The 18,728-nt window shown below is 66.9% G+C and carries 19 protein-coding genes and 2 pseudogenes; 10 read left to right on the forward strand and 11 right to left on the reverse strand.

Annotated elements, in window-relative coordinates; translation table 11 throughout:
* Positions 1–107: pseudogene (locus EET03_RS20880) on the forward strand (IS982 family transposase); the annotation flags it as partial.
* A 362-nt stretch (positions 108–469) separates the two neighbouring features.
* Here the strand turns inward: EET03_RS20880 and EET03_RS20890 are convergent.
* The 3 genes from EET03_RS20890 to ychF form a co-directional block, all read right to left on the reverse strand.
* Positions 470–799 carry a type II toxin-antitoxin system Phd/YefM family antitoxin gene (locus EET03_RS20890; protein ID WP_425271546.1) on the reverse strand — a complete coding sequence of 110 codons (330 nt, stop codon included), beginning with the start codon at positions 797–799 and terminating at the stop codon, positions 470–472.
* A gap of 64 nt (positions 800–863) precedes the next feature.
* A complete protein-coding gene (locus EET03_RS20895) occupies positions 864–1,808 on the reverse strand; it encodes an HNH endonuclease (protein WP_075545042.1) in 945 nt (314 codons plus the stop codon).
* A 149-nt stretch (positions 1,809–1,957) separates the two neighbouring features.
* Positions 1,958–3,055, reverse strand: coding sequence for a redox-regulated ATPase YchF (gene ychF / locus EET03_RS20900; RefSeq protein ID WP_075545041.1), 1,098 nt, complete (start codon positions 3,053–3,055; stop codon positions 1,958–1,960).
* 283 nt (positions 3,056–3,338) lie between these two features.
* Here ychF and EET03_RS20905 point away from each other — a divergent pair, with 283 nt between their 5' ends.
* Positions 3,339–4,541 carry a DUF6542 domain-containing protein gene (locus tag EET03_RS20905; RefSeq protein WP_208649107.1) on the forward strand — a complete coding sequence of 401 codons (1,203 nt, stop codon included), beginning with the start codon at positions 3,339–3,341 and terminating at the stop codon, positions 4,539–4,541.
* 22 nt (positions 4,542–4,563) lie between these two features.
* Here EET03_RS20905 and EET03_RS20910 read toward each other — a convergent pair whose 3' ends face one another.
* On the reverse strand, positions 4,564–5,571 hold the full coding sequence (locus tag EET03_RS20910; protein ID WP_075545039.1) for a 4-hydroxy-3-methylbut-2-enyl diphosphate reductase: 1,008 nt from the start codon (positions 5,569–5,571) through the stop codon (positions 4,564–4,566).
* Between the two features lie 96 nt (positions 5,572–5,667).
* Here EET03_RS20910 and EET03_RS20915 point away from each other — a divergent pair, with 96 nt between their 5' ends.
* The 4 genes from EET03_RS20915 to EET03_RS20930 all read left to right on the forward strand — a co-directional run bounded on the left by EET03_RS20915 (position 5,668) and on the right by EET03_RS20930 (position 8,977).
* Positions 5,668–6,291 carry a lipid droplet-associated protein gene (locus EET03_RS20915; RefSeq protein ID WP_075545038.1) on the forward strand — a complete coding sequence of 208 codons (624 nt, stop codon included), beginning with the start codon at positions 5,668–5,670 and terminating at the stop codon, positions 6,289–6,291.
* Positions 6,288–7,535 (forward strand): exodeoxyribonuclease VII large subunit, encoded by a 1,248-nt coding sequence (gene xseA, locus EET03_RS20920; protein WP_075545037.1) that lies wholly within the window; start codon positions 6,288–6,290, stop codon positions 7,533–7,535. The genes EET03_RS20915 and xseA overlap by 4 nt, the downstream gene beginning before the upstream one ends.
* Positions 7,525–7,791, forward strand: a complete 267-nt coding sequence (locus tag EET03_RS20925) for an exodeoxyribonuclease VII small subunit (RefSeq protein ID WP_063472625.1) — start codon at positions 7,525–7,527, stop codon at positions 7,789–7,791. Before xseA ends, EET03_RS20925 begins: the two co-directional genes overlap by 11 nt.
* A gap of 64 nt (positions 7,792–7,855) precedes the next feature.
* Positions 7,856–8,977, forward strand: a complete 1,122-nt coding sequence (locus EET03_RS20930) for a 3-beta-hydroxysteroid dehydrogenase (RefSeq protein WP_075545036.1) — start codon at positions 7,856–7,858, stop codon at positions 8,975–8,977.
* 84 nt (positions 8,978–9,061) lie between these two features.
* On the opposite strand, the gene EET03_RS20935 is transcribed toward EET03_RS20930, so the two are convergent.
* The 5 genes from EET03_RS20935 to EET03_RS32770 form a co-directional block, all read right to left on the reverse strand.
* Positions 9,062–10,561, reverse strand: a complete 1,500-nt coding sequence (locus EET03_RS20935) for a flavin-containing monooxygenase (RefSeq protein WP_075545035.1) — start codon at positions 10,559–10,561, stop codon at positions 9,062–9,064.
* Complete coding sequence (locus tag EET03_RS20940; protein ID WP_075545034.1) at positions 10,558–11,664, reverse strand: zinc-dependent alcohol dehydrogenase; 1,107 nt, start codon at positions 11,662–11,664, stop codon at positions 10,558–10,560. Before EET03_RS20940 ends, EET03_RS20935 begins: the two co-directional genes overlap by 4 nt.
* Before the next feature lie 27 nt (positions 11,665–11,691).
* Positions 11,692–13,233 carry a carboxylesterase/lipase family protein gene (locus EET03_RS20945; RefSeq protein ID WP_075545033.1) on the reverse strand — a complete coding sequence of 514 codons (1,542 nt, stop codon included), beginning with the start codon at positions 13,231–13,233 and terminating at the stop codon, positions 11,692–11,694.
* Between the two features lie 35 nt (positions 13,234–13,268).
* On the reverse strand, positions 13,269–13,466 hold the full coding sequence (locus tag EET03_RS32765) for a dihydrofolate reductase family protein (protein ID WP_321182668.1): 198 nt from the start codon (positions 13,464–13,466) through the stop codon (positions 13,269–13,271).
* A gap of 180 nt (positions 13,467–13,646) precedes the next feature.
* Positions 13,647–13,862: a dihydrofolate reductase family protein gene (locus EET03_RS32770; protein ID WP_321182667.1), complete on the reverse strand. Its 216-nt coding sequence runs from the start codon at positions 13,860–13,862 to the stop codon at positions 13,647–13,649.
* Positions 13,863–14,017: 155 nt separating this feature from the next.
* On the opposite strand from EET03_RS32770, the gene EET03_RS20955 reads away from it, so the two are divergent.
* The 3 genes and pseudogenes from EET03_RS20955 (at position 14,018) to EET03_RS20965 (ending at position 16,122) form a co-directional block, all read left to right on the forward strand.
* Complete coding sequence (locus EET03_RS20955; protein WP_075545032.1) at positions 14,018–14,203, forward strand: hypothetical protein; 186 nt, start codon at positions 14,018–14,020, stop codon at positions 14,201–14,203.
* A gap of 199 nt (positions 14,204–14,402) precedes the next feature.
* A pseudogene (locus EET03_RS20960) lies at positions 14,403–14,932 on the forward strand (PE family protein); the annotation flags it as partial.
* 32 nt (positions 14,933–14,964) lie between these two features.
* Positions 14,965–16,122: an AI-2E family transporter gene (locus tag EET03_RS20965; protein WP_075545029.1), complete on the forward strand. Its 1,158-nt coding sequence runs from the start codon at positions 14,965–14,967 to the stop codon at positions 16,120–16,122.
* Here EET03_RS20965 and EET03_RS20970 read toward each other — a convergent pair.
* A complete protein-coding gene (locus EET03_RS20970; protein ID WP_075545028.1) occupies positions 16,100–16,900 on the reverse strand; it encodes a dienelactone hydrolase family protein in 801 nt (266 codons plus the stop codon). The genes EET03_RS20965 and EET03_RS20970 overlap by 23 nt on opposite strands.
* An 11-nt stretch (positions 16,901–16,911) precedes the next feature.
* Positions 16,912–17,559 (reverse strand): DUF4245 domain-containing protein, encoded by a 648-nt coding sequence (locus EET03_RS20975; protein WP_244232467.1) that lies wholly within the window; start codon positions 17,557–17,559, stop codon positions 16,912–16,914.
* Positions 17,560–17,614: 55 nt separating this feature from the next.
* Between EET03_RS20975 and glpX the strand changes: the two genes are divergently transcribed.
* Complete coding sequence (glpX, locus tag EET03_RS20980; protein ID WP_122508819.1) at positions 17,615–18,703, forward strand: class II fructose-bisphosphatase; 1,089 nt, start codon at positions 17,615–17,617, stop codon at positions 18,701–18,703.
* Positions 18,704–18,728: the final 25 nt, after the last annotated feature.

The following is an 18,728-nucleotide window of genomic DNA, read 5'->3' on the forward strand; positions in this document are numbered from 1 at the left end:
TCTACGCCCGCGTCGCCCAGCGCCTCCTCGCCCTTGCCGCTGTGATCTGGCACAACTGGAAGATCAACAGCCCAGTCAAGAGGTCACTGATCGCCTACGACCACTGACCAAGGTTGGGAATTACTCATCTAGGGTCGGTGGACTTTGACGTTGGCGCCGTTGACGAGCCGGCGGATGCTTCGGTATCGCTTCGTCAGCGACCACGTCGCCCCTACCGGTAAACGTCTCGCCGATGCGCGATATGCGCGATATGAATTGACTCGGACGACGACCCCGACCCGCACGTCGAAAATCTGATAGATCACCCGAAACTCTCCTCGGCGGGCCGAGTACCGGCCTTCCAACTGATCACGAAGTGGCTTTCCGACTCGGTGAGGGTTCTCGGCGAGCGGCCCTCGGATGAACTCCCAGCAAGCGATCGCTACCGCCTCCGATAGGAGATCGGTCAACGCATTCCTCGCCGCTCTGGTTAATTCGACCTGATAGGGCATCGCGGAAGCCGACCGGCGGCGCGCATCTCCTCGGTAACCTCGTCGAGTGAGTAAATCTCGCCGCTCTCAGCCTCGGCCTCGGCTGCCCGGACCTCACGCATCAACTCCTGATCGCTGAGGATCGCCAAGGTTTCCATGATCGAGTCATAGTCGTCGGCGCTGAGAATCACGGCCTCTCGGCGGCCTTGCCGAGTGATCTCGATCCGTTCGTGGGTGCGAACCGCCTCGTCAACCAACTTAGAGAGGTTGGCGCGGACCTCGGCCAACGGAAGCGTTGTCATGTACAGAACTAGCGCGATTTCAGACATTAAATCTGAACCCACCACGCCTTTGCACGCCCCTCTGCACTGATCTCGCGTAAGCGCGACGCCATCATGCGGACGCAAGCTTGTTCGCCTTCCTCCGGTTGCAACGCCAGCAAAGGGTCTGCAGATTTTCCGGCGTGGACAAGCCGCCCTTGGAGACTGGGACAATGTGGTCCACCTCGAGAAGGAGATGGGGTTCCGCTGCGAGCGACACCGTGCAGGACCGGCAGGTGTGATTGTCACGCGCCTTTATGGAGTTGCGCAGCTTTGAAGTCATCAGCGCGCGTTGACCGGCAGCACTTTTTATCCAGCGGATCTTCTGTGAAAGGGTCTCGATCAGCGCGTCGATCGTTGGGGTGTCTAACGTGACGGTTGTTCGCTGCGAGCTGTTCCCACCGGCATTGACGTACTCAAAGACGTACACGGGATACGGAGCGCTGATCGGCGACAGTTCGACTCCCACATGCTTCATGAACTCGTCTGCGTAGTGCTTCAGGATGAATGCAGGGGGATTGACCGACTGGGCGATGCTCGCCTCACGCTGTTTGAGGTTGTTGACTGTCTCTTCGAGTTGGGTGATGTTCTCGCCCAGGTTCTCCACGTCGGCAAGGTGCGCCTCGTCAGCCTTGATGCTGAAGTACTTCATCACGTACTTGAGGGGGTCGGCGCTGGCGTTACGGACGACCTGTAGCGAGCAGTCGTGCACGTTCGGAGCGTGGTAATTCGCTACGTTCCGATCCCGACGGTAGTTGTAACGGCTGGTGTTCTGGAACCACGCCAGATGCGCCTGCGTGCCGGTGAGCGACTCGCCCAGCCTGAACGATCCCCGGCTGCGAATCTCCGAGACGTACTCGGCGACCTCGTTGTGCTCGGCAACCACCGCTGCGACCTCGTCCTTGTGAGCCAAGAACTCTTCGCTGGCGAAGTACCGCTCCTTGAGGACATACCGAATCACCTGCGGCAGGATTACGGCCGCAAGGGCGATAACGACGATCGCTAGCAACACTTCCACGTCGTGGAATCCCCAGCCGATTCTCCATGTAGCGAATCGGACTGTAGCAAAGCAGCTACGTGCCGGGCGCCGGAATCGAACGAGCCCGCCGCCCGACTGATAGAGGACCTGCGGGATTCCAAGCCCTGAACGGGGATGACGCAGCCGACTTATGCCCTCTTCTGCTGACCGGACGCCGCTTGGAACCGGAATTCCACCACGTCGCCGTCGGCCATCACGTAATCCTTGCCTTCGAGCCGGACCTTGCCGGCCGCCTTGGCCGCCGCCATGGACCCGGCGGCAACCAGGTCGTCATAGGACACGATCTCGGCCTTGATAAAGCCCTTTTCGAAGTCGGAATGGATCACCCCCGCCGCCTTGGGCGCGGTGTCGCCCTGATGGATCACCCACGCCCGCGATTCCTTGGGGCCGGCGGTCAGAAAGGTCTGCAGCTTCAGGGTGTGGAACCCGGCCCGAGCCAGCGCGTCGAGACCGCGCTCGGTCTGCCCGATCGACTCCCGCAGCTCGGCGGCCGATTCGTCGTCGAGTTCGGCCAGCTCCGATTCGATGGCGGCGTCCAAGAAGACGGCGTCGGCGGGCGCGACCAGCGCACGAAGCTCGGCGACCCGGGTGGCATCGGTGAGGACCGCCTCGTCGGCATTGAACACGTACAGGAACGGTTTGGTGGTCAGCAGGTTCAGCTCGCGCAGCACCGAGGCGTCCACACCGGCGCCGAACAGCGTCTTGCCGCCGTTGAGCAGTTGCCGGGCGGCCAGTGCCGCGTCATACACCGGCTTGCGCTCTTTGGTGGTGCGAGCTTCCTTCTCCAGTCTCGGCAGGGCACGGTCGAGAGTCTGCAGGTCGGCCAGGATCAGCTCGGTTTCGACGACCTCGATATCGGATTGCGGGTCGACCCTGCCGGCCACGTGGGTCACGTCGTCATCGGTGAACACCCGCACCACCTGACAGATGGCGTCGCATTCGCGGATGTGCGCGAGGAACTTGTTGCCCAGGCCGGCCCCCTCCGATGCCCCTTTGACCAGGCCGGCGATATCGACGAAGGTCACCGGTGCGGGGACGATGCGCTCTGATCCGAAAAGCTCCGCCAGCTTGTCCAGTCGCGGATCCGGCAGCGAAACGACACCCTCGTTGGGCTCGATGGTCGCGAACGGATAATTGGCCGCGACCACGTTGTTGCGCGTCAGTGCGTTGAAAAGGGTCGACTTTCCGACGTTGGGCAAACCCACGATTCCCAGGCTCAGGCTCACAGGGACCCAAGTCTAGGACGGCGGGTGTCCCCGCACCCTGCTGGCCGTCCCGGCATCACCGCTTATGACGTCGGTCACAGCGGCATCCCCCGTTCGTTGTGCCCCCGGGTAAGCGGCGCGTCACGCAGCCACGGGCAAACTGTGGACCGACTCTGCCAAAGAGGCTCCTGTGGCAGATGTGACTGTTGCCCCGCGCGCGGCGCCATCGGCTGCGGATGGCACGCCGCCGGCCGCTGGCGAGGTGTTGACGAGCCTTCGGGCTCACAGCCGGTACGGTCTACATGTGTCAGCGCAGCGGGCGAGTTCAGCGGTGGAGCCAAGTCACCGCTCCATCGTCCCCAACATCCCCGGGGTGCCCTGGTGGGCGGCCGTGCTGATAGCCGTCACAGCCACCGCCGTGGGGTACGCGTTCGACGCCGGCCACAAGGAGTTGACGCACGTCTTCACCGGGTTCTACGTCGCCGGTTGCGTGGCGGCGGTGCTGGCCGTGCGCCAGTCGGGCTTGTTCACCGCGGTCATCCAGCCGCCGCTGATCCTTTTCTTCGCGGTGCCCGGCGCCTACTGGCTGTTCCACGGGGGCAAGATCGGCAAATTCAAAGATCTGCTGATCAATTGCGGTTATCCGCTTATCGAGCGCTTCCCGCACATGCTTGGTACCGCCGGTGGCGTGCTGCTGATCGGCCTGATCCGGTGGTACTTCGGCATGACCCAGCGCACCACCACAGCCGGGAAAGCCGACGACGCCACGACGACAACCACCCGGCGAAAGTCTGCGATCAGCGGTCTCGCCGCCAAACTCAGCGGATGGCTCTCCCCCGGCGACACCACCGAGGAAGATCCCGACCCGGGCTCACCGCCGGCCCACGCGATCGGCCGTACGTCCCGGAGCGGCCGGACCGCCCGGAGCAGTCGGACTACCGCCCGGCGCACCGATCGGACCCGTTCCCGGCATGCCCGATCCGCGGCGGGGGATGATCAGCCCGATCCGGCCGCCGAACGTCCGCGCCGCCGGCGTCCGGCGCCGGCACGCGATTACCGCGATTACGACGCCGCCGACCCGCCGCCTCGATCACGCCGCCGGCCCCGGCCGCAGCAGGACGACCCCGACCTGCGAGCCCAGCCGCCGCGGGAGACGCGGCGAGATCCGCACACCCGCCGCAATCCTTACGAACGGCCCGCCCCACGCAGCAGCCGCTTCGATCCCTACGGCGCCTACGAGCCGCCCGAGCCGGCCGAGCCGTCCAACCGGTACGAACGGCGGGGGACCCGGTACGAGCCCTACGAGCCGCCGCGCCGGCGCCCCGCCCCGGGCGGGCCAACCGGCGCCAACCCGACCCACCACCCGATCTCGCAGGTCCGTTACCGCGGCTCGGTCCCCTATGACGAGCTGCGCGACATGCCGCGCGACGAGCCGCCACCCGAGCGCCGGAATCGTTCCCGCACACCGCGCAGACCCCGGCCCGACTCCTGGGAATATGACGCCTGAGCCGGTTCTGAGCCGGTGGGCCTCACCGCGGCTGACGGATCTCCCGGGGCAGGGCAAACACCAGCGTCTCGTTGGCCGTGGTCACCGGCTGCACCATGTCGTAGCCCAACTCGGCCAGCCGTTCCAGCACGCCGCGCACCAGCACCTCGGGAACCGACGCGCCGGACGTGACACCGACCGTGGTGACGCCCTCCAGCCATGCCGGGTCGATATCGTCGGCCCAATCGACCAAGTGGGCGGTCTTGGCCCCTGCGCCCAGCGCCACCTCGACCAGCCGCACCGAGTTCGACGAATTGCGGGATCCGACGACGATCACCAGTTGGCACTCGGGCGCCATCGCCTTGACCGCCACCTGCCGGTTCTGGGTGGCGTAGCAGATGTCGTCGCTCGGCGGATCCTGCAGTTTGGGGAAGCGCTGCCGCAGTTTCTCGACGATCTCCATGGTCTCGTCGACCGACAGCGTGGTCTGCGACAGCCAGACCACCTTGTTCTCGTCACGCACCGTCACCTGGTCGACGGCTTGCACGCCGTCGACCAGCTGCACGTGGTCGGGCGCTTCGCCGGCGGTGCCGACAACCTCTTCATGACCCTCGTGACCGATCAGCAGGATGTCGTAATCGTCGCGGGCAAAGCGTCTGGCCTCGTTGTGCACCTTGGTGACCAGCGGGCAGGTGGCGTCGATGGTCTGCAGGTTGCGTTCGGCCGCGGCCGCGTAGACCGTGGGCGCCACCCCGTGCGCGGAGAACACCACAATGGCTCCCTCGGGAACCTGGTCGGTCTCCTCGACGAACACCGCACCGGCGTTGGCCAGGGTGTCGACCACGTGCCGGTTGTGCACGATCTCATGCCGCACGTAGACGGGCGCGCCGTGCTTTTCCAGTGCGCGTTCGACCGTCTCGACGGCTCGGTCCACACCTGCGCAGTAACCCCTGGGCTCGGCCAGCAGCACCCGCTTGCGGGTTGGGGCGTGGGTTACCGAACTCGCCGACCTCGACGCACCGGGAATCCCCATATCGACAGTCGGCACCATGCATCCAGGGTACTTTCCGCCCGCCGGCGGCGACACAACCCCGCCTCATCGCGGCCCCGCTTGGAGTTAGCCGCCGCTTGAGGCAGTCTTGGACCCATGGCTACTGCACCGTACGGGGTTCGGCTACTGGTCGGCGCGGCAACAGTCGCCGTCGAGGAGACGATCAAACTGCCGCGCACCATTCTCATGTACCCGATGACGCTGATCAGTCAGGCCGCGCACCTGGTCATGCGGTTCCAACAAAACCTTGCCGAGCTAGTCATCAAGGGCGACAGCACGTTGGAAACGCTGTTCCCGCCGAAGGACGAGCAGCCGGAATGGGCGACCTTCGACGAGGACCAGCTCGACGCCGCCGATGGCTGGGATGGCTCTTTCACGGCATTGCCGGGTCCCGACGCCGCCGGCGTCGACCGCCGGTCCGCGGGACGGTTCGCGCTGTATTCGGTATCCGACCGGGATGAGTCCAGGGCCGCCGATTCCCCGACTCAGCCGATGCCGGCCAGGCAACCGAACGCGTCGTCGAATTCGGCGGTCCCGGCACCTGCGATCGCGAGTGAACTCGACTATCCGTCGCTGACCCTGGCCCAGCTGCGGGCCCGGCTGCAAACGCTGGATGTCAACGATCTCGAAGCCCTGCTGGCCTACGAGCAGGCCACCAAGGCCCGCGCTCCGTTCCAGACGCTGCTGGCCAACAGGATCACCCGCGCGACCGCCAAGTGACCCGAGCCTCCGACGCGAACTCGGCCGAGAATCCGTTTCCGGTCCGCGCGGTAGCCATCCGGGTCGCGAGCTGGATCGATCGGCTAGGCACGGTCTGGGTTGAGGGGCAGCTGGCCCAGATCACGATGCGGCCCAATTCCAAGACGGTGTTCATGGTGCTGCGTGACCCCGCAGCCGACATGTCGCTGAACGTCACCTGCCCACGTGACCTGGTACTGGGCGCGCCGGTGAAATTGACCGAGGGCACCCAGGTGGTGGTCTGCGGCAAGCCGTCGTTCTACACCGGACGCGGCACGTTCTCGTTGCGGCTCAGTGAGATTCGTGCCGTCGGCGTCGGCGAGCTGCTGGCGCGCATCGAACGGCTACGCCGGCTGCTGGACGCCGAGGGCCTCTTCGATCCGCGGCTCAAGCGCCCAATCCCGTTCTTGCCCAACATGATTGGTCTTATCACCGGCCGGGCGAGCGCGGCCGAGCGGGACGTGACGACGGTGGCAGCCGCGCGCTGGCCCGCAGTGCGGTTCGCGGTGCGCAACACCGCCGTGCAGGGGCCCAATGCCGTGGTGCAGATCGTCGAGGCGCTGCGGGAGCTCGATCGCCACCGCGAGGTCGACGTGATCGTGCTGGCCCGCGGCGGCGGCAGCGTCGAGGACCTGCTGCCGTTTTCCGACGAGACGCTGTGCCGCGCCATCTCGGTCTGCCGCACGCCGGTGATCAGCGCGGTCGGTCACGAACCCGACAATCCGCTCTGCGACCTGGTCGCCGATCTGCGGGCCGCCACCCCCACCGACGCGGCCAAGAAAGTCGTTCCCGATACCGCCGCCGAGCAGCGGTTGATCGTCGACCTGCGCCGGCGCAGCGCCCAGGCGCTGCGCAACTGGGTGTCTCGTGAGGAGCGGGCACTGGCCCACCTGCGCAACCGCCCGGTGCTGGCCGACCCGCTGAAGGCGCTCACCGCGCGCCACGACGAAGTTCAGCGGGCCCGCTCCGCAGTTCGCCGCGACATCAACCGGTTGATCGCCGCCGAGACCGAACGGGTCGGCCACCTGTCGGCGCGATTGACCACGCTGGGGCCGGCGGCCACGCTCGCCCGCGGCTATGCGGTTGTGCAAAGCCTTTCGGCCGCCGGACAACCGACAGGGGTGCTGCGGTCGGTCCACGACGCGCCGGCGGGCACCAGGCTGCGGGTGCGGGTTGCCGACGGCGCCATCGCGGCGCTCAGTGAAGGACATACCGATGGCTGCTGACGAAAACGACGAAAACGACGAAAAGCACGATGGGAACGGCTCCATTACACCTATTAGTCAGCTCGGCTATGAAGCGTGCCGGGACGAACTGATCGAGGTCGTGCGGCTGCTGGAACAAGGCGGCCTGGACCTCGATACGTCGCTGAAGCTCTGGGAAAGAGGCGAGCAACTTGCGAAAAGATGTGAGGAGCACTTAGCTGGCGCCCGGCAACGGGTGACCGATGCACTGGCCGCCGGCGGCGCTTCCGAGAACTGACGCACCCCGACCCGCGCCGGTTTCACTGGGCAATCCTTATTCCAAACTGGAACACGTTTTAGTTATGCTTCGCCGCATGAGTGATGCATCGTTGACAACTGAACTCGGCCGCGTCCTGGTAACCGGCGGCTCAGGCTTCGTCGGAGCCAACCTGGTTACCACGCTGCTGGAGCGGGGATACCAGGTGCGTTCCTTCGACCGCGCGCCGTCGCCGCTGGCGCCGCACCCGAACCTCGAGGTGCTGCAGGGTGACATCACCGACGCGGCCACCTGCGCCACCGCAGTTGACGGTATCGACACGATTTTCCACACCGCGGCAATCATCGAACTAATGGGCGGCGCATCGGTGACCGACGAATACCGCAAGCGCAGCTTTGCGGTCAACGTCGGCGGCACCGAGAACCTGGTGTACGGCGGGCAGCGGGCGGGGGTGAAGCGGTTCGTCTACACCTCGTCCAACAGCGTGGTGATGGGCGGCCAGAACATCGCCGGCGGTGACGAGACGATGCCCTATACCAGCCGGTTCAACGACCTCTACACCGAGACGAAGGTAGCCGCCGAGCGATTCGTGTTGTCGCAGAACGGCGTTGACGGCATGCTCAGCTGCGCTATCCGGCCCAGCGGCATCTGGGGTCGCGGCGACCAGACGATGTTCCGCAAGCTGTTCGAAAGCGTGGTGAAGGGCCAGGTCAAGGTGTTGGTCGGTCGCAAATCGGCCCGGCTGGACAACTCCTACGTGGACAACCTGATTCACGGTTTCATTCTGGCCGCGCAGCACTTGGTGCCCGGTGGCACCGCTCCCGGGCAGGCGTACTTCATCAACGACGCCGAGCCGATCAACATGTTCGAGTTCGCCCGGCCGGTCGTCACCGCGTGTGGCGAAAGTTGGCCGCGGATAAGGGTATCCGGCCGCCTGGTGCGCGACCTGATGTCAGCGTGGCAGTGGCTGCACTTCCGGTTCGGGCTGCCGAAGCCGCCACTGGAACCCCTTGCGGTGGAGCGGCTTTACCTCGACAACTACTTTTCGATCGCCAAGGCCGAGCGTGATCTGGGCTACCGGCCGCTGTTCACCACCGAGCAGGCCGTAGCCGAATGCCTGCCGTACTACAAAGACCTTTTCGAGCAGGTCAAGGCGGCAGCCAAACCCCATCTGGTGTCCGTCGTCGACGCAGCACCGCCGGAATAGCGCGTGCCCCTGAGCTAGAACGGCGGAGATCAGCCGCTATCCGGGCTTGGTTGATGCCGCGCTCCCAGCCGATCCCGGCACGCGCTATCGGAGTTCGTAGTCGTCGAGGACCGGACGCGTCATGACATCGCGGAACCGGGTGAAAGTCCACGGCCACGCCACCGGAACGCCGCGGTCGTCGAGATACCAGCTGCGGCAGCCGGTCACCCACACCGTCTTTTTCGCCGCTTCGATGCGGTCGGCTTCGAATCGCGCCGTCGCCTCGCGACCGGCGCTGATCTGGCGGCACCGGCCGTCGGCCAGTAGCTCGAAAAGCTGTATCAGATAATCCATCTGGGCCTCGGCGACGTCGATCAGCGAGAAGTTGCCCACCGGCCCGTTGGGCCCGTTGAGCATGAACAGGTTGGGGAAATCGGGCACCGACACCGACAGGTAGGCGAATGGCCGCTGTGCCCACACATCGTCGAGACGCACACCGCTGCGGCCGACCACCTCCATGGGGCGCAGGAAACGATCCACTCGAAAACCGGTGGCCAGCACCAGCATGTCGAGGCGATGCAGCGTTCCGTCGACGGTGCGTACCCCGTCGGCCTCGACGCGGTCGATGCCCTCGGTGACCAGATGGGAGTTGGGCCGCTGGATCGCCCGGTAGAAGTTGCCGGAGATGATCAGCCGCTTGCATCCGGCCCGGTAGTCGGGCCGCAACTGGTCCCGCAGTCCGGGGTCGGCGACGCTGTCCTCGAGGTTGGCGTGGGCCACCCGCTGCAGCGTCTTCAGTGCCTGCGAGTCGGCGTCGACGACCGCGTTGGCGAAGCTTTGGATGAACTCCCGGTTCAGCTGGGCGCGCAGCCGGGTCAGCGCCGCCGGGTCGGACCGGTAGCGTGCGCGGTCGGCCTCGTCGACGGGCGGGTTGTCCACCGGCAGGATCCACTGCGGGGTGCGCTGGAACAGGTGCAGCTCGCGCACGACTTCGGTGATGGCGCCGGTGATCTGCACCGCCGACGAGCCGGTGCCGACCACCCCGACCCGTGTGCCTTCCAGCGGCACGCCGTGGTCCCAGCGCGCGCTGTGGAAGATGCCGCCACCAAACTCGTTGAGCCCGTCGATATCTGGGTAGCGCGGGTGATGCAACACGCCGGTGGCGGCGATGACGACGTCGGCTTCGTCGCGTTCGCCGGTGGATGTCATTATGCGCCAACGACTTCCGTCGTGTTCGAGGCGGCGCACCTCGCGGCCGTAGCGGATCAGTTCCTCGACGCCGTAGCGGCGGGCGACGCCTTCGAAATACGCCAGAATCTCCGGCCCGGGCGCGAACGCATGACTCCACTCCGGGTTCGGGGCGAAGCTGTAGGTGTACAGGTGTGCCGGCACATCGCAGGCGATGCCGGGGTAGGTGTTCTCCCGCCAGGTTCCGCCCAGCCGTTCGGCTTTCTCGTACACGCTGACGTCGGTGAAGCCGGCCGCGCGCAGCTTGATGGCGGCCAGCACCCCGGCCATTCCGGCGCCGATGATGACGAAACGCAGGTCAGCCCGCTGCAGGCCGATACGGCCGGGGATGGGTTGGGCCGACCCGCTCACGGTCATGGCGTGAGTACTCCGTGCACGGGCGGGACGCCATCGCGTTCGCCGGCCATGGTGGCGAGCAGATCCTCGGCATCGTCGAGGCGTACGCAGCGTCGCGGCAGGCGCTCGAACGGGTAGCGACCCGATGCCAGCAGCGCCAGCGCCGCCCGGTAGGCGGTGGCGTCCACCCCGAGCACGCCGAGGATACGCAGCTCCTTGAACACCACCAGGTCCGGCGAGAACCCGGGCGCGCCGGCGCCCAAGCCTCTGGTGCCGGCGACCACGACCGTCCCGGCCGGCCGCGCGAGCGCTATCGCCTGCGCGAACGCCACCGGCGCCTTGGCGGTGACGTCGACGACGACATCGGCCAACCCGCCGGTCTCCCTACTCAGCGCCACGACCGGGTCGTCCGTCGCGACATCGACAGCCAAGTCCACGCCAAACTGAGGGGCCAGCGCCAGCCGGTCGGCGTCACGGGGACCCAGCCCCGTCAGCATGACGAATCCCGCGCCGGCTTCCTTGGCCGCCGCGGCGGCGCACAGTCCACGCACACCCGGTCCGAGCACCGCGACCACGTCACCCGCACCGGTGCCCGGAAGCGTTGCACCCCAGCGTATTCCGGCTCCCAGCGGATTGAACAGGGTGGCCACCGCGGGATCCAAGCCGGGCGGGACCGGCAACACCATCGAGTCGGGTGCCAGGTATTGGTATTCGGCGTAACCGCCCCACAGGCGGGGTACGCGGTCGACCGGGATGAAGCCGTACATGTCGGCCAGACCGTGGCGTTCGCAGCGCCGGTACTCACCGGCGAGGCAGTTCGCGCACTGCCGGCACGACTGGAACACCTCGACCGCCACCCGGTCGCCGGCGGCCACGCCCCAGCGCCGGGCTGCGTGCGGCCCGATGGCCTCGATGATCCCGACGGTTTCGTGACCGGGAACGAACGCGAAGCCGCCGCTCAGCGCCCCGGTGTACTGCTCGTGGTCGGTGCCGCACAATCCGCAGGCTTCCACCCGCACCAGCGCGTCGTCAGCGCCGACCTCCGGCACCGCAAGCTCCCGGACGACGAGGCGGCGCGGCGCCTCCAGCACCAACGCCCGCGACGTCGTGGCCTCCGCGTTCATCGCACCCACCTCTCGATCCAGCCATGGCTAACGGAAGCCCACCACCTCGCCGCCCCAGGCAGCTCGGAGGTGGCCGTCGAGATCGCGCGCGACCGTGTCGGTTCGGTTGATGATCAGACAGGCCCGGTCAGCGTCGTCGTACGCCGGCCAGTCCGGCTCGCCCGCCGGGCCCGCGGGGTTGCCGTGCCTGGCGAAGTTGACCCACCGGGTACGCACTCTGCCGGAGACCGCCCTGGCGGTCTTGACCCCACCGAGCCTCAGCGTCGGGTCGTGGGGTCCTCCGAGATTGCCCCAGACATAAGGCAATTCGGTGGCGTGCGCGGCGTTGACCAGCAGCAGCTTGAGCAACGGCGTCGAGTAGTCGAACCGGTACAGATACACCGGCGCCACCCCGCGGTGTCCGTCGGCCAGCCACACCGAGGGCATCCGGAAGCCGACATCGGTGGCAATGCTCAGCGGCCGGGCCTTGCGCCGGATGCGCGAATAGGCCAGCCCGATCTGCTCCTCGGTGGGCAATTGCAGGTCGGGCTGTTCGGCGGCGATCTGGGTGAACATCGACGTGATCGCGTGCGGAGTGATCGGCATCAGCGGCGAACGCATCAACCGAAACAGCGCCGCCTCGTGCTTGTTGGTGCCGATGATCAACGGGACGGGATGGGAGCGGCCCTCCTGCGCCACTTTGACCGGGTAGTCGTCCAACAGGTCGCCGTCGACGATCGGGACGAACGCCAGGGTGCCGGGGTTGCGGACGGGCACTTCGTCGAACACTTCTTTCGACGCGGTGATGATCGCGGCGATGGGGACATCGACCAGCCGGTCCACCTCGGAGGTGCCGATTCCGAGCTTGCCGAGAACGCACATCGCCGCCCGCTGGGCCCGGTCGCGGTCGTATACCGAGGTGGCCGGGGAGCTTTGGGCGATCGCGCGGTCGAACAACCCCGCCGCTGCCGGGACGGCCAGCAGCGTCGTGACGATCCCGGCTCCCGCGGATTCGCCGAACAGCGTGACGTTGCCGGGATCGCCGCCGAAGCCCGCGACGTTGTCACGTACCCAGCGCAGGGCGGCCAGCACGTCCCGCAGCCCGACGTTGGAGTCGAATCGTCTTGACGTGCGCAACGTTGACAGGTCGAGAAAGCCCAGCGCGCCGAGCCGGTAGTTGACCGTCACCACGACCACGTCGCCGCTGGCGGCCAGCCGCCGGCCGTCGTAGAGGGGCTGGCTACCCGACCCGAGCAGGTAGGCGCCGCCGTGCAGCCACACCATCACCGGCTTGCCGGCGCCGGGCCCGGCGCCCGCTGGGGCCCAGATGTTCAGCTGCAGACAGTCCTCGCTCTGGGGCGCCCCCAAATCGAGTGGCATGTTCGGAATGACCGGTTGCGGGCAGGCTGGCCCGAAGCTGACGGTGTCGGCCACCTCGGTCCATCGCTTCGGCGGCTCCGGCGCCCGAAAGCGCAGGTCGCGCAGCGGCGGCGCGGCATACCGCACGCCTTTCCAGGTCGTCGTGGTGCCGTCGTCGGTGCCCCGGACCGGGCCATAGCTGGTTTCGACCACGCAGTCGTCGATCGCCATACCCTGAAACTCCCATTCCCATGCCTGACGTCAGGTTAACCACTGTCGGGCGCAGGCCCTCTCGAGGACCGCCGAGCCAGGCCGTAATGCAGACGAACCACGCCGCTGCGAAACCGGTGCTCGGACAGCAGCTCGAGCCCGACACGCACGTCGCCGGGAAGACCCCGCTTGCCGCCACCGACGAGGATCGGGCAGCAGAACAGGTGCCACTCGTCGACCAGACCCGCGGCCATCGCCTGGCCGGCCAGCCCGGCACCACCAATGCCGATGTCGGTCCGAGGATTCCTTGAGCCGTTTGATCGCCGCGGGATCGAAATCGTGCTCGATGTGGGTTCGCCCGCTCGATGGCGCGCGCAGCGTCATGGAGTACACGATCTTGTCGGCGGCTCACCAGATGTCGGCGAAATCCCGGGTCACCGCGGGTTGATCGGTGCCGGTAGGCGCGGTCTCCCAGAACACCATCGTCTCGTACATCCGCCGCGCCCGTAGAGGTAGGTGCCGATCGGCCACTCGAGGTCGTTGACGAACGCATGAAGCTCGTCGTCGGGTGCGGCCCAATCGAAATTGCCCTGCGCGTCCTCGATGTATCCGTCGAGCGATCCGATTGCCGAGTAGATCAGTTTGGCCACATCAGCCTCCAGTCGTGGTCTACAGGTAAGACCGCCAGTACGCGCCGTTCTCATCGGCCCGCGCCCCGGCGTGGAGGTGACCACGCCCGACGGTGACCCGGTAGCCGTCGTCGGACCACTGAAAGCTGTTGCGGGGACCGCGATTCCGACGGCGTGTGGTCAATTCGCTGTCGGTCTACGCGTTCGATGGCGCGGGCAAGCCCACCCACATCGACTTCTCCCTGCAGATGGCGCCGCCCAACACCGCCGTGCTGAAAAGCTTTGAGCAGTGGTGTGGCGGCCCGTGGTCCAGCATGCCCGCACAGCCTGGAAGACCACCCAACACGGGGTCGGGTTTGTGACGACCCGCAACCAACAGGGTCGTGCTGACCGGCCAGGTCTGGGGACCAGAATACGAACGGAATCAAGCGGTTTCGGTCGGTGGGCGCCCGACGGCCAAGCCTCCTTTTTTGCAAAGCGTCTATGCCGCGTCCCAGGTCGCGATACCGTCAAGTGGCGATTGGCCGGTCAACGGCCAGGTGACGGCACGGAGAGACGGCAATGTCATTTGTGGTGGCGGCGCCGCAGGCGCTGATGGTTGCGGCGACGGATTTGGCCGGTATCGGTTCGGCATTGACAGCGGCCAATGCGGCGGCGGTGGCGCCGACCACGGGGGTGCTGGCCGCGGGTGCCGACGAGGTATCGGCGGCGATCGCGGCGTTGTTTTCCAGTCACGCCCGGCCTATCAGATGCTGAGCACGCAGACGGCGAGTTTGCATGAGCAGTTCGTGCAGGCCCTCAATGCCGCCGGGGCAGCGTACGCCGCCGCCGAGGCCGCCAACGCCTCGCCGCTGCAAACCGTGGAGCAGGACCTGCTGAATCTGGTCAACGCGCTGCTGGGACGCCCACTGATTGGCGACGGCGCCGACGCGCCCGCGGGAAGCGGCCTGCCCGGCGGGCCCGGCGGGATATTGCTCGGCAACGGTGGCAACGGCGGGTCCGGCGGCACCGGCCAGCCCGGCGGCAGCACGGGCCTGATCGGCAACGGCGGCCGAGGCGGCGACGGCGGGACCGGTGAGTCCGGCGGCTCAACACCGACGCGGAGGGCTGACCCGGTCCGAAGATGAACACCGAATTCACGCTCTCCCAGAAGCGCGCGCTGGCGGTCCTCACGCTGGTCGCCCTGCTGTTCGGCGCCTACTTCCTGCGTGACTATTTCGTGCTCATCGTGGTGGCGGCGGTGGGCGCCTATCTGTTCACACCACTGTTCAATTGGTTCAACAAGCGGCTGAGCACGGGCTTGTCCGCCACGTGCACGGTGTTGACGGCATTGGCCAGCGTTTTCATTCCGATCGCGCTGTTGGTGGTGCTGGCCGTCGTCCAGGTCGCCCGGATGGTCGACAACGTCGCCGAGTGGTTCAAGACCACCGATCCCAGCGAGCTCGGCGACAAGGTGTTGCACCTGGTCAACGACTTGCTGGCCCGGGTGCCGTTCCTGCATGTGACCGTGACTCCCGAGATGTTGCGCAACACGATGATTTCGGCGGCTCGCACCGTTGGCACCTGGCTGCTGCATGTCTTGCAGGGCGCGGCCGGAAGCCTCGCCGGAGCGGTCGCGTCGGCCATCATCTTTCTGTATGTCTTCGTGGCGCTGCTGCTGAACCGGGACGGGTTACGGACGCTGATCGGCCAGCTCAACCCGCTGGGCGAGGAAGTCACCGATTTGTACCTGCGCAAGATGGGCTCGATGGTGCGCGGCACCGTCAACGGCCAGTTCGTCATCGCCCTGTGTCAAGGCGTGGCCGGCGCCGCGTCCATCTACCTCGCCGGATTTCACCACGGGTTCTTCATCGTCGCGATCGTGTTGACCGCGCTGTCGATCATTCCGCTGGGCGGCGGGATCGTGACGATCCCGTTCGGCATCGGGATGATCTTCTACGGCAACATCGCCGGCGGCGCGTTCGTGGTGCTGTGGCACCTGCTGGTGGTCACCAACATCGACAACTTCTTGCGACCGATCCTGGTTCCGCGCGACGCCCGGCTGAACTCCGCGCTCATGTTGCTCTCGGTATTTGCCGGCATCGGCATGTTCGGCCCGTGGGGCATCATCATCGGTCCGGTGCTGATGATCCTCATCGTCACCACCATCGACGTCTACCTGGCGGTGTACAAGGGTGTCGAACTCAAGCAGCACCATGACCCACCAACGCGTCGCAAGCGGCTTTCGCGCCGAACCGGGAACACCCCGGCCGGCGCGGCTACCGACTCAGCCGCTCAGTGAGGAACTCGACCACGCGCTTGCGGGCTTCGTAAGCCGCCTGACCGTCCACCTCGCGGACCTCGTCGGTGAGCACCGAATGCGCCATCCGGCTGAAGCCGTCCGCGTTGCCCGGGCCGGAGTCGATCTCGATCACCTCGAACGCGTCGCCGAGTCGCTGCTTGAGCGTGGCGAACCGTTCCCGTGGCGCCATCTTGTCCTCGCTGAACCGCAACCCCATGGCGCACAAGCCGTCGTTGGCGCAGCGGTCGGCGACGACTCGAAGCTCGGATTCGCTCAGCCCGGGGTCGCGACGCTGCGCGGGCGTCAGCGGCAGTGGCACCGAGGGCTGGCTGAGCACCGGGGCGAGCACGCTGTCGTCGACGGCGGCGGCCAGCGCGAAGCCGCCGGTGAAACACTGGCCGATCACACCGACACCCTTGCCGGGAGTCGACGCGTTGAGGTCGCGCGCCAGCGCGACCAGAAACTGCGACACCGGGCGCAGCTTGTTGGTGGCCATCGCCGCGAATTCCCGGGCCACACACGCCCGGCTGATCGTGGCCGCCATGTAGCCGGCCGACACCGCCTTGCCCGGCTCACCGAACAGCGACGGTATGGCCACGGTGAACCCGTTGTCCACCAGGTGAACACCCAGGCCCAGCACCCCGGGATGAATGCCCGGGATCTCGGGGATCAGCACCACTCCGGGGCCGGAGCCCTTGCGATAGACCTGGTGCGTGTAGCCGCCGCCGGTGAACGGCGACGCCGACCACCCGGACAGATCTGCTTCGGGTCCGCTCACCTATGTCCCTTCTATCGGCTCGCCGGCAGGGGCGGCTGCGATTGCGTCGCCGTCGCCAGCGTACGGAACTCCTCGGCGCTGCCGGCGCCGGTGATCGCGACCTGGGTGGGACCGGCCGGGCTGGCCAGCCTGGTGGTCCACACCGGCTCGAGGGCGCCGTTCTTGTCGGCACCTTGATACACGACCCAGTTGGTTCCGCCCACGTCAACCGTTCCGGTGGGGTGCATGCCCGGATGGATGGAACCGACCAGCTTGTCCTCGTCGGCGTTACTCTGGGTCAGGCTCAGGTACATCCCCGTCGGGCTGATGTATCCCACGGTCGAGGTGGCCGCGTTGAGCCGCTGACCGGCCGACGTATCGGTGCGCCCGTTCTCGATGCCGCCACGACCACCGGAGTTTGGTTGCCATCCCGGTGGCAATACCGGCAGCCTGATCGGGAACCCCAGCGTCGCAGCGTCCGCCCGTAGTGCCGTCGCCGCGTCGTAGGACGGGATCCGTCCCCGGGTCGTTCCGCCCGGCTGCAACGAACACATCCCGACCATGCCGGCCAGCAGGATGCAGCCGATCACCAGCGGCATCAGCGACCAGAACATGTCGCGACCGTCCTGCAGCAACCGTGGTTTGGCCGGCTTCGGGGCCGGCTGCGGCTCAACAGTCACCTGGCCAGTATCCCAGCTCGTGTCGCGTGATTCGCTTCTGGGACAATCAGCAACCATGACTGCACAGGGATCCGGTTCGTCGCCGGCGACCGTTGCCAAAATCGACCCGTCGGCCAGCCGGCCGGCGCGCGGGGAAGCTCCGGACCGCAACCTGGCCCTGGAGTTGGTGCGGGTCACCGAGGCCGGCGCCATGGCCGCCGGGCGCTGGGTGGGCCGCGGCGACAAGGAGGGCGGCGACGGCGCGGCGGTCGACGCGATCCGCGAGCTGGTGAACTCGGTCTCGATGCGCGGCGTCGTGGTGATCGGCGAAGGCGAAAAGGACCATGCGCCGATGTTGTACAACGGCGAAGAAGTCGGCAACGGCGACGGCCCGGAATGCGACTTCGCCGTCGACCCGATCGACGGCACCACGCTGATGAGCAAAGGCATGCCCAACGCCATCTCGGTGCTGGCGGTGGCCGATCGTGGTGCGATGTTCGACCCGTCGGCGGTGTTCTACATGAACAAGATCGCCGTCGGCCCCGACGCCGCACACGTGCTGGACATCACCGCCCCGATTTCGGAAAACATCCGGGCCGTGGCCAAGGTCAAGGAATTGTCGGTACGGGACATGACGGTGTGCATCCTGGACCGGCCACGGCACGCGCAGCTGATCCACGACGTGCGGGCCACCGGGGCGCGGATCCGGCTGATCACCGACGGCGACGTCGCCGGCGCGATTTCAGCGTGCCGGCCCGAGTCGGGCACCGACATGCTGGCCGGTATCGGCGGCACTCCCGAGGGCATCATCGCCGCCGCGGCGATCCGGTGCATGGGCGGGGCGATCCAGGCCCAGCTGGCGCCCAAGGACACGGCCGAGCGGCGTAAGGCGCTCGACGCCGGCTACGACCTCGACCAGGTACTGACCACAGAGGATCTGGTGTCGGGCGAGAACGTCTTCTTCTGCGCCACCGGGGTCACCGACGGCGACCTGCTCAAGGGTGTGCGCTACTACCCCGGCGGCTGCACCACCCAGTCGATCGTGATGCGGTCGAAGTCGGGCACCGTGCGGATGATCGAGGCCTACCACCGGCTTTCGAAGCTCAACGAATACTCGGCCATCGACTTCACCGGCGACACCAACGCCGCCTACCCTCTGCCGTAAACCGTTCCCCACAACCAAGGATCCG

This window comes from Mycobacterium innocens (genome assembly GCF_900566055.1).
Taxonomy (GTDB): domain Bacteria; phylum Actinomycetota; class Actinomycetes; order Mycobacteriales; family Mycobacteriaceae; genus Mycobacterium; species Mycobacterium innocens.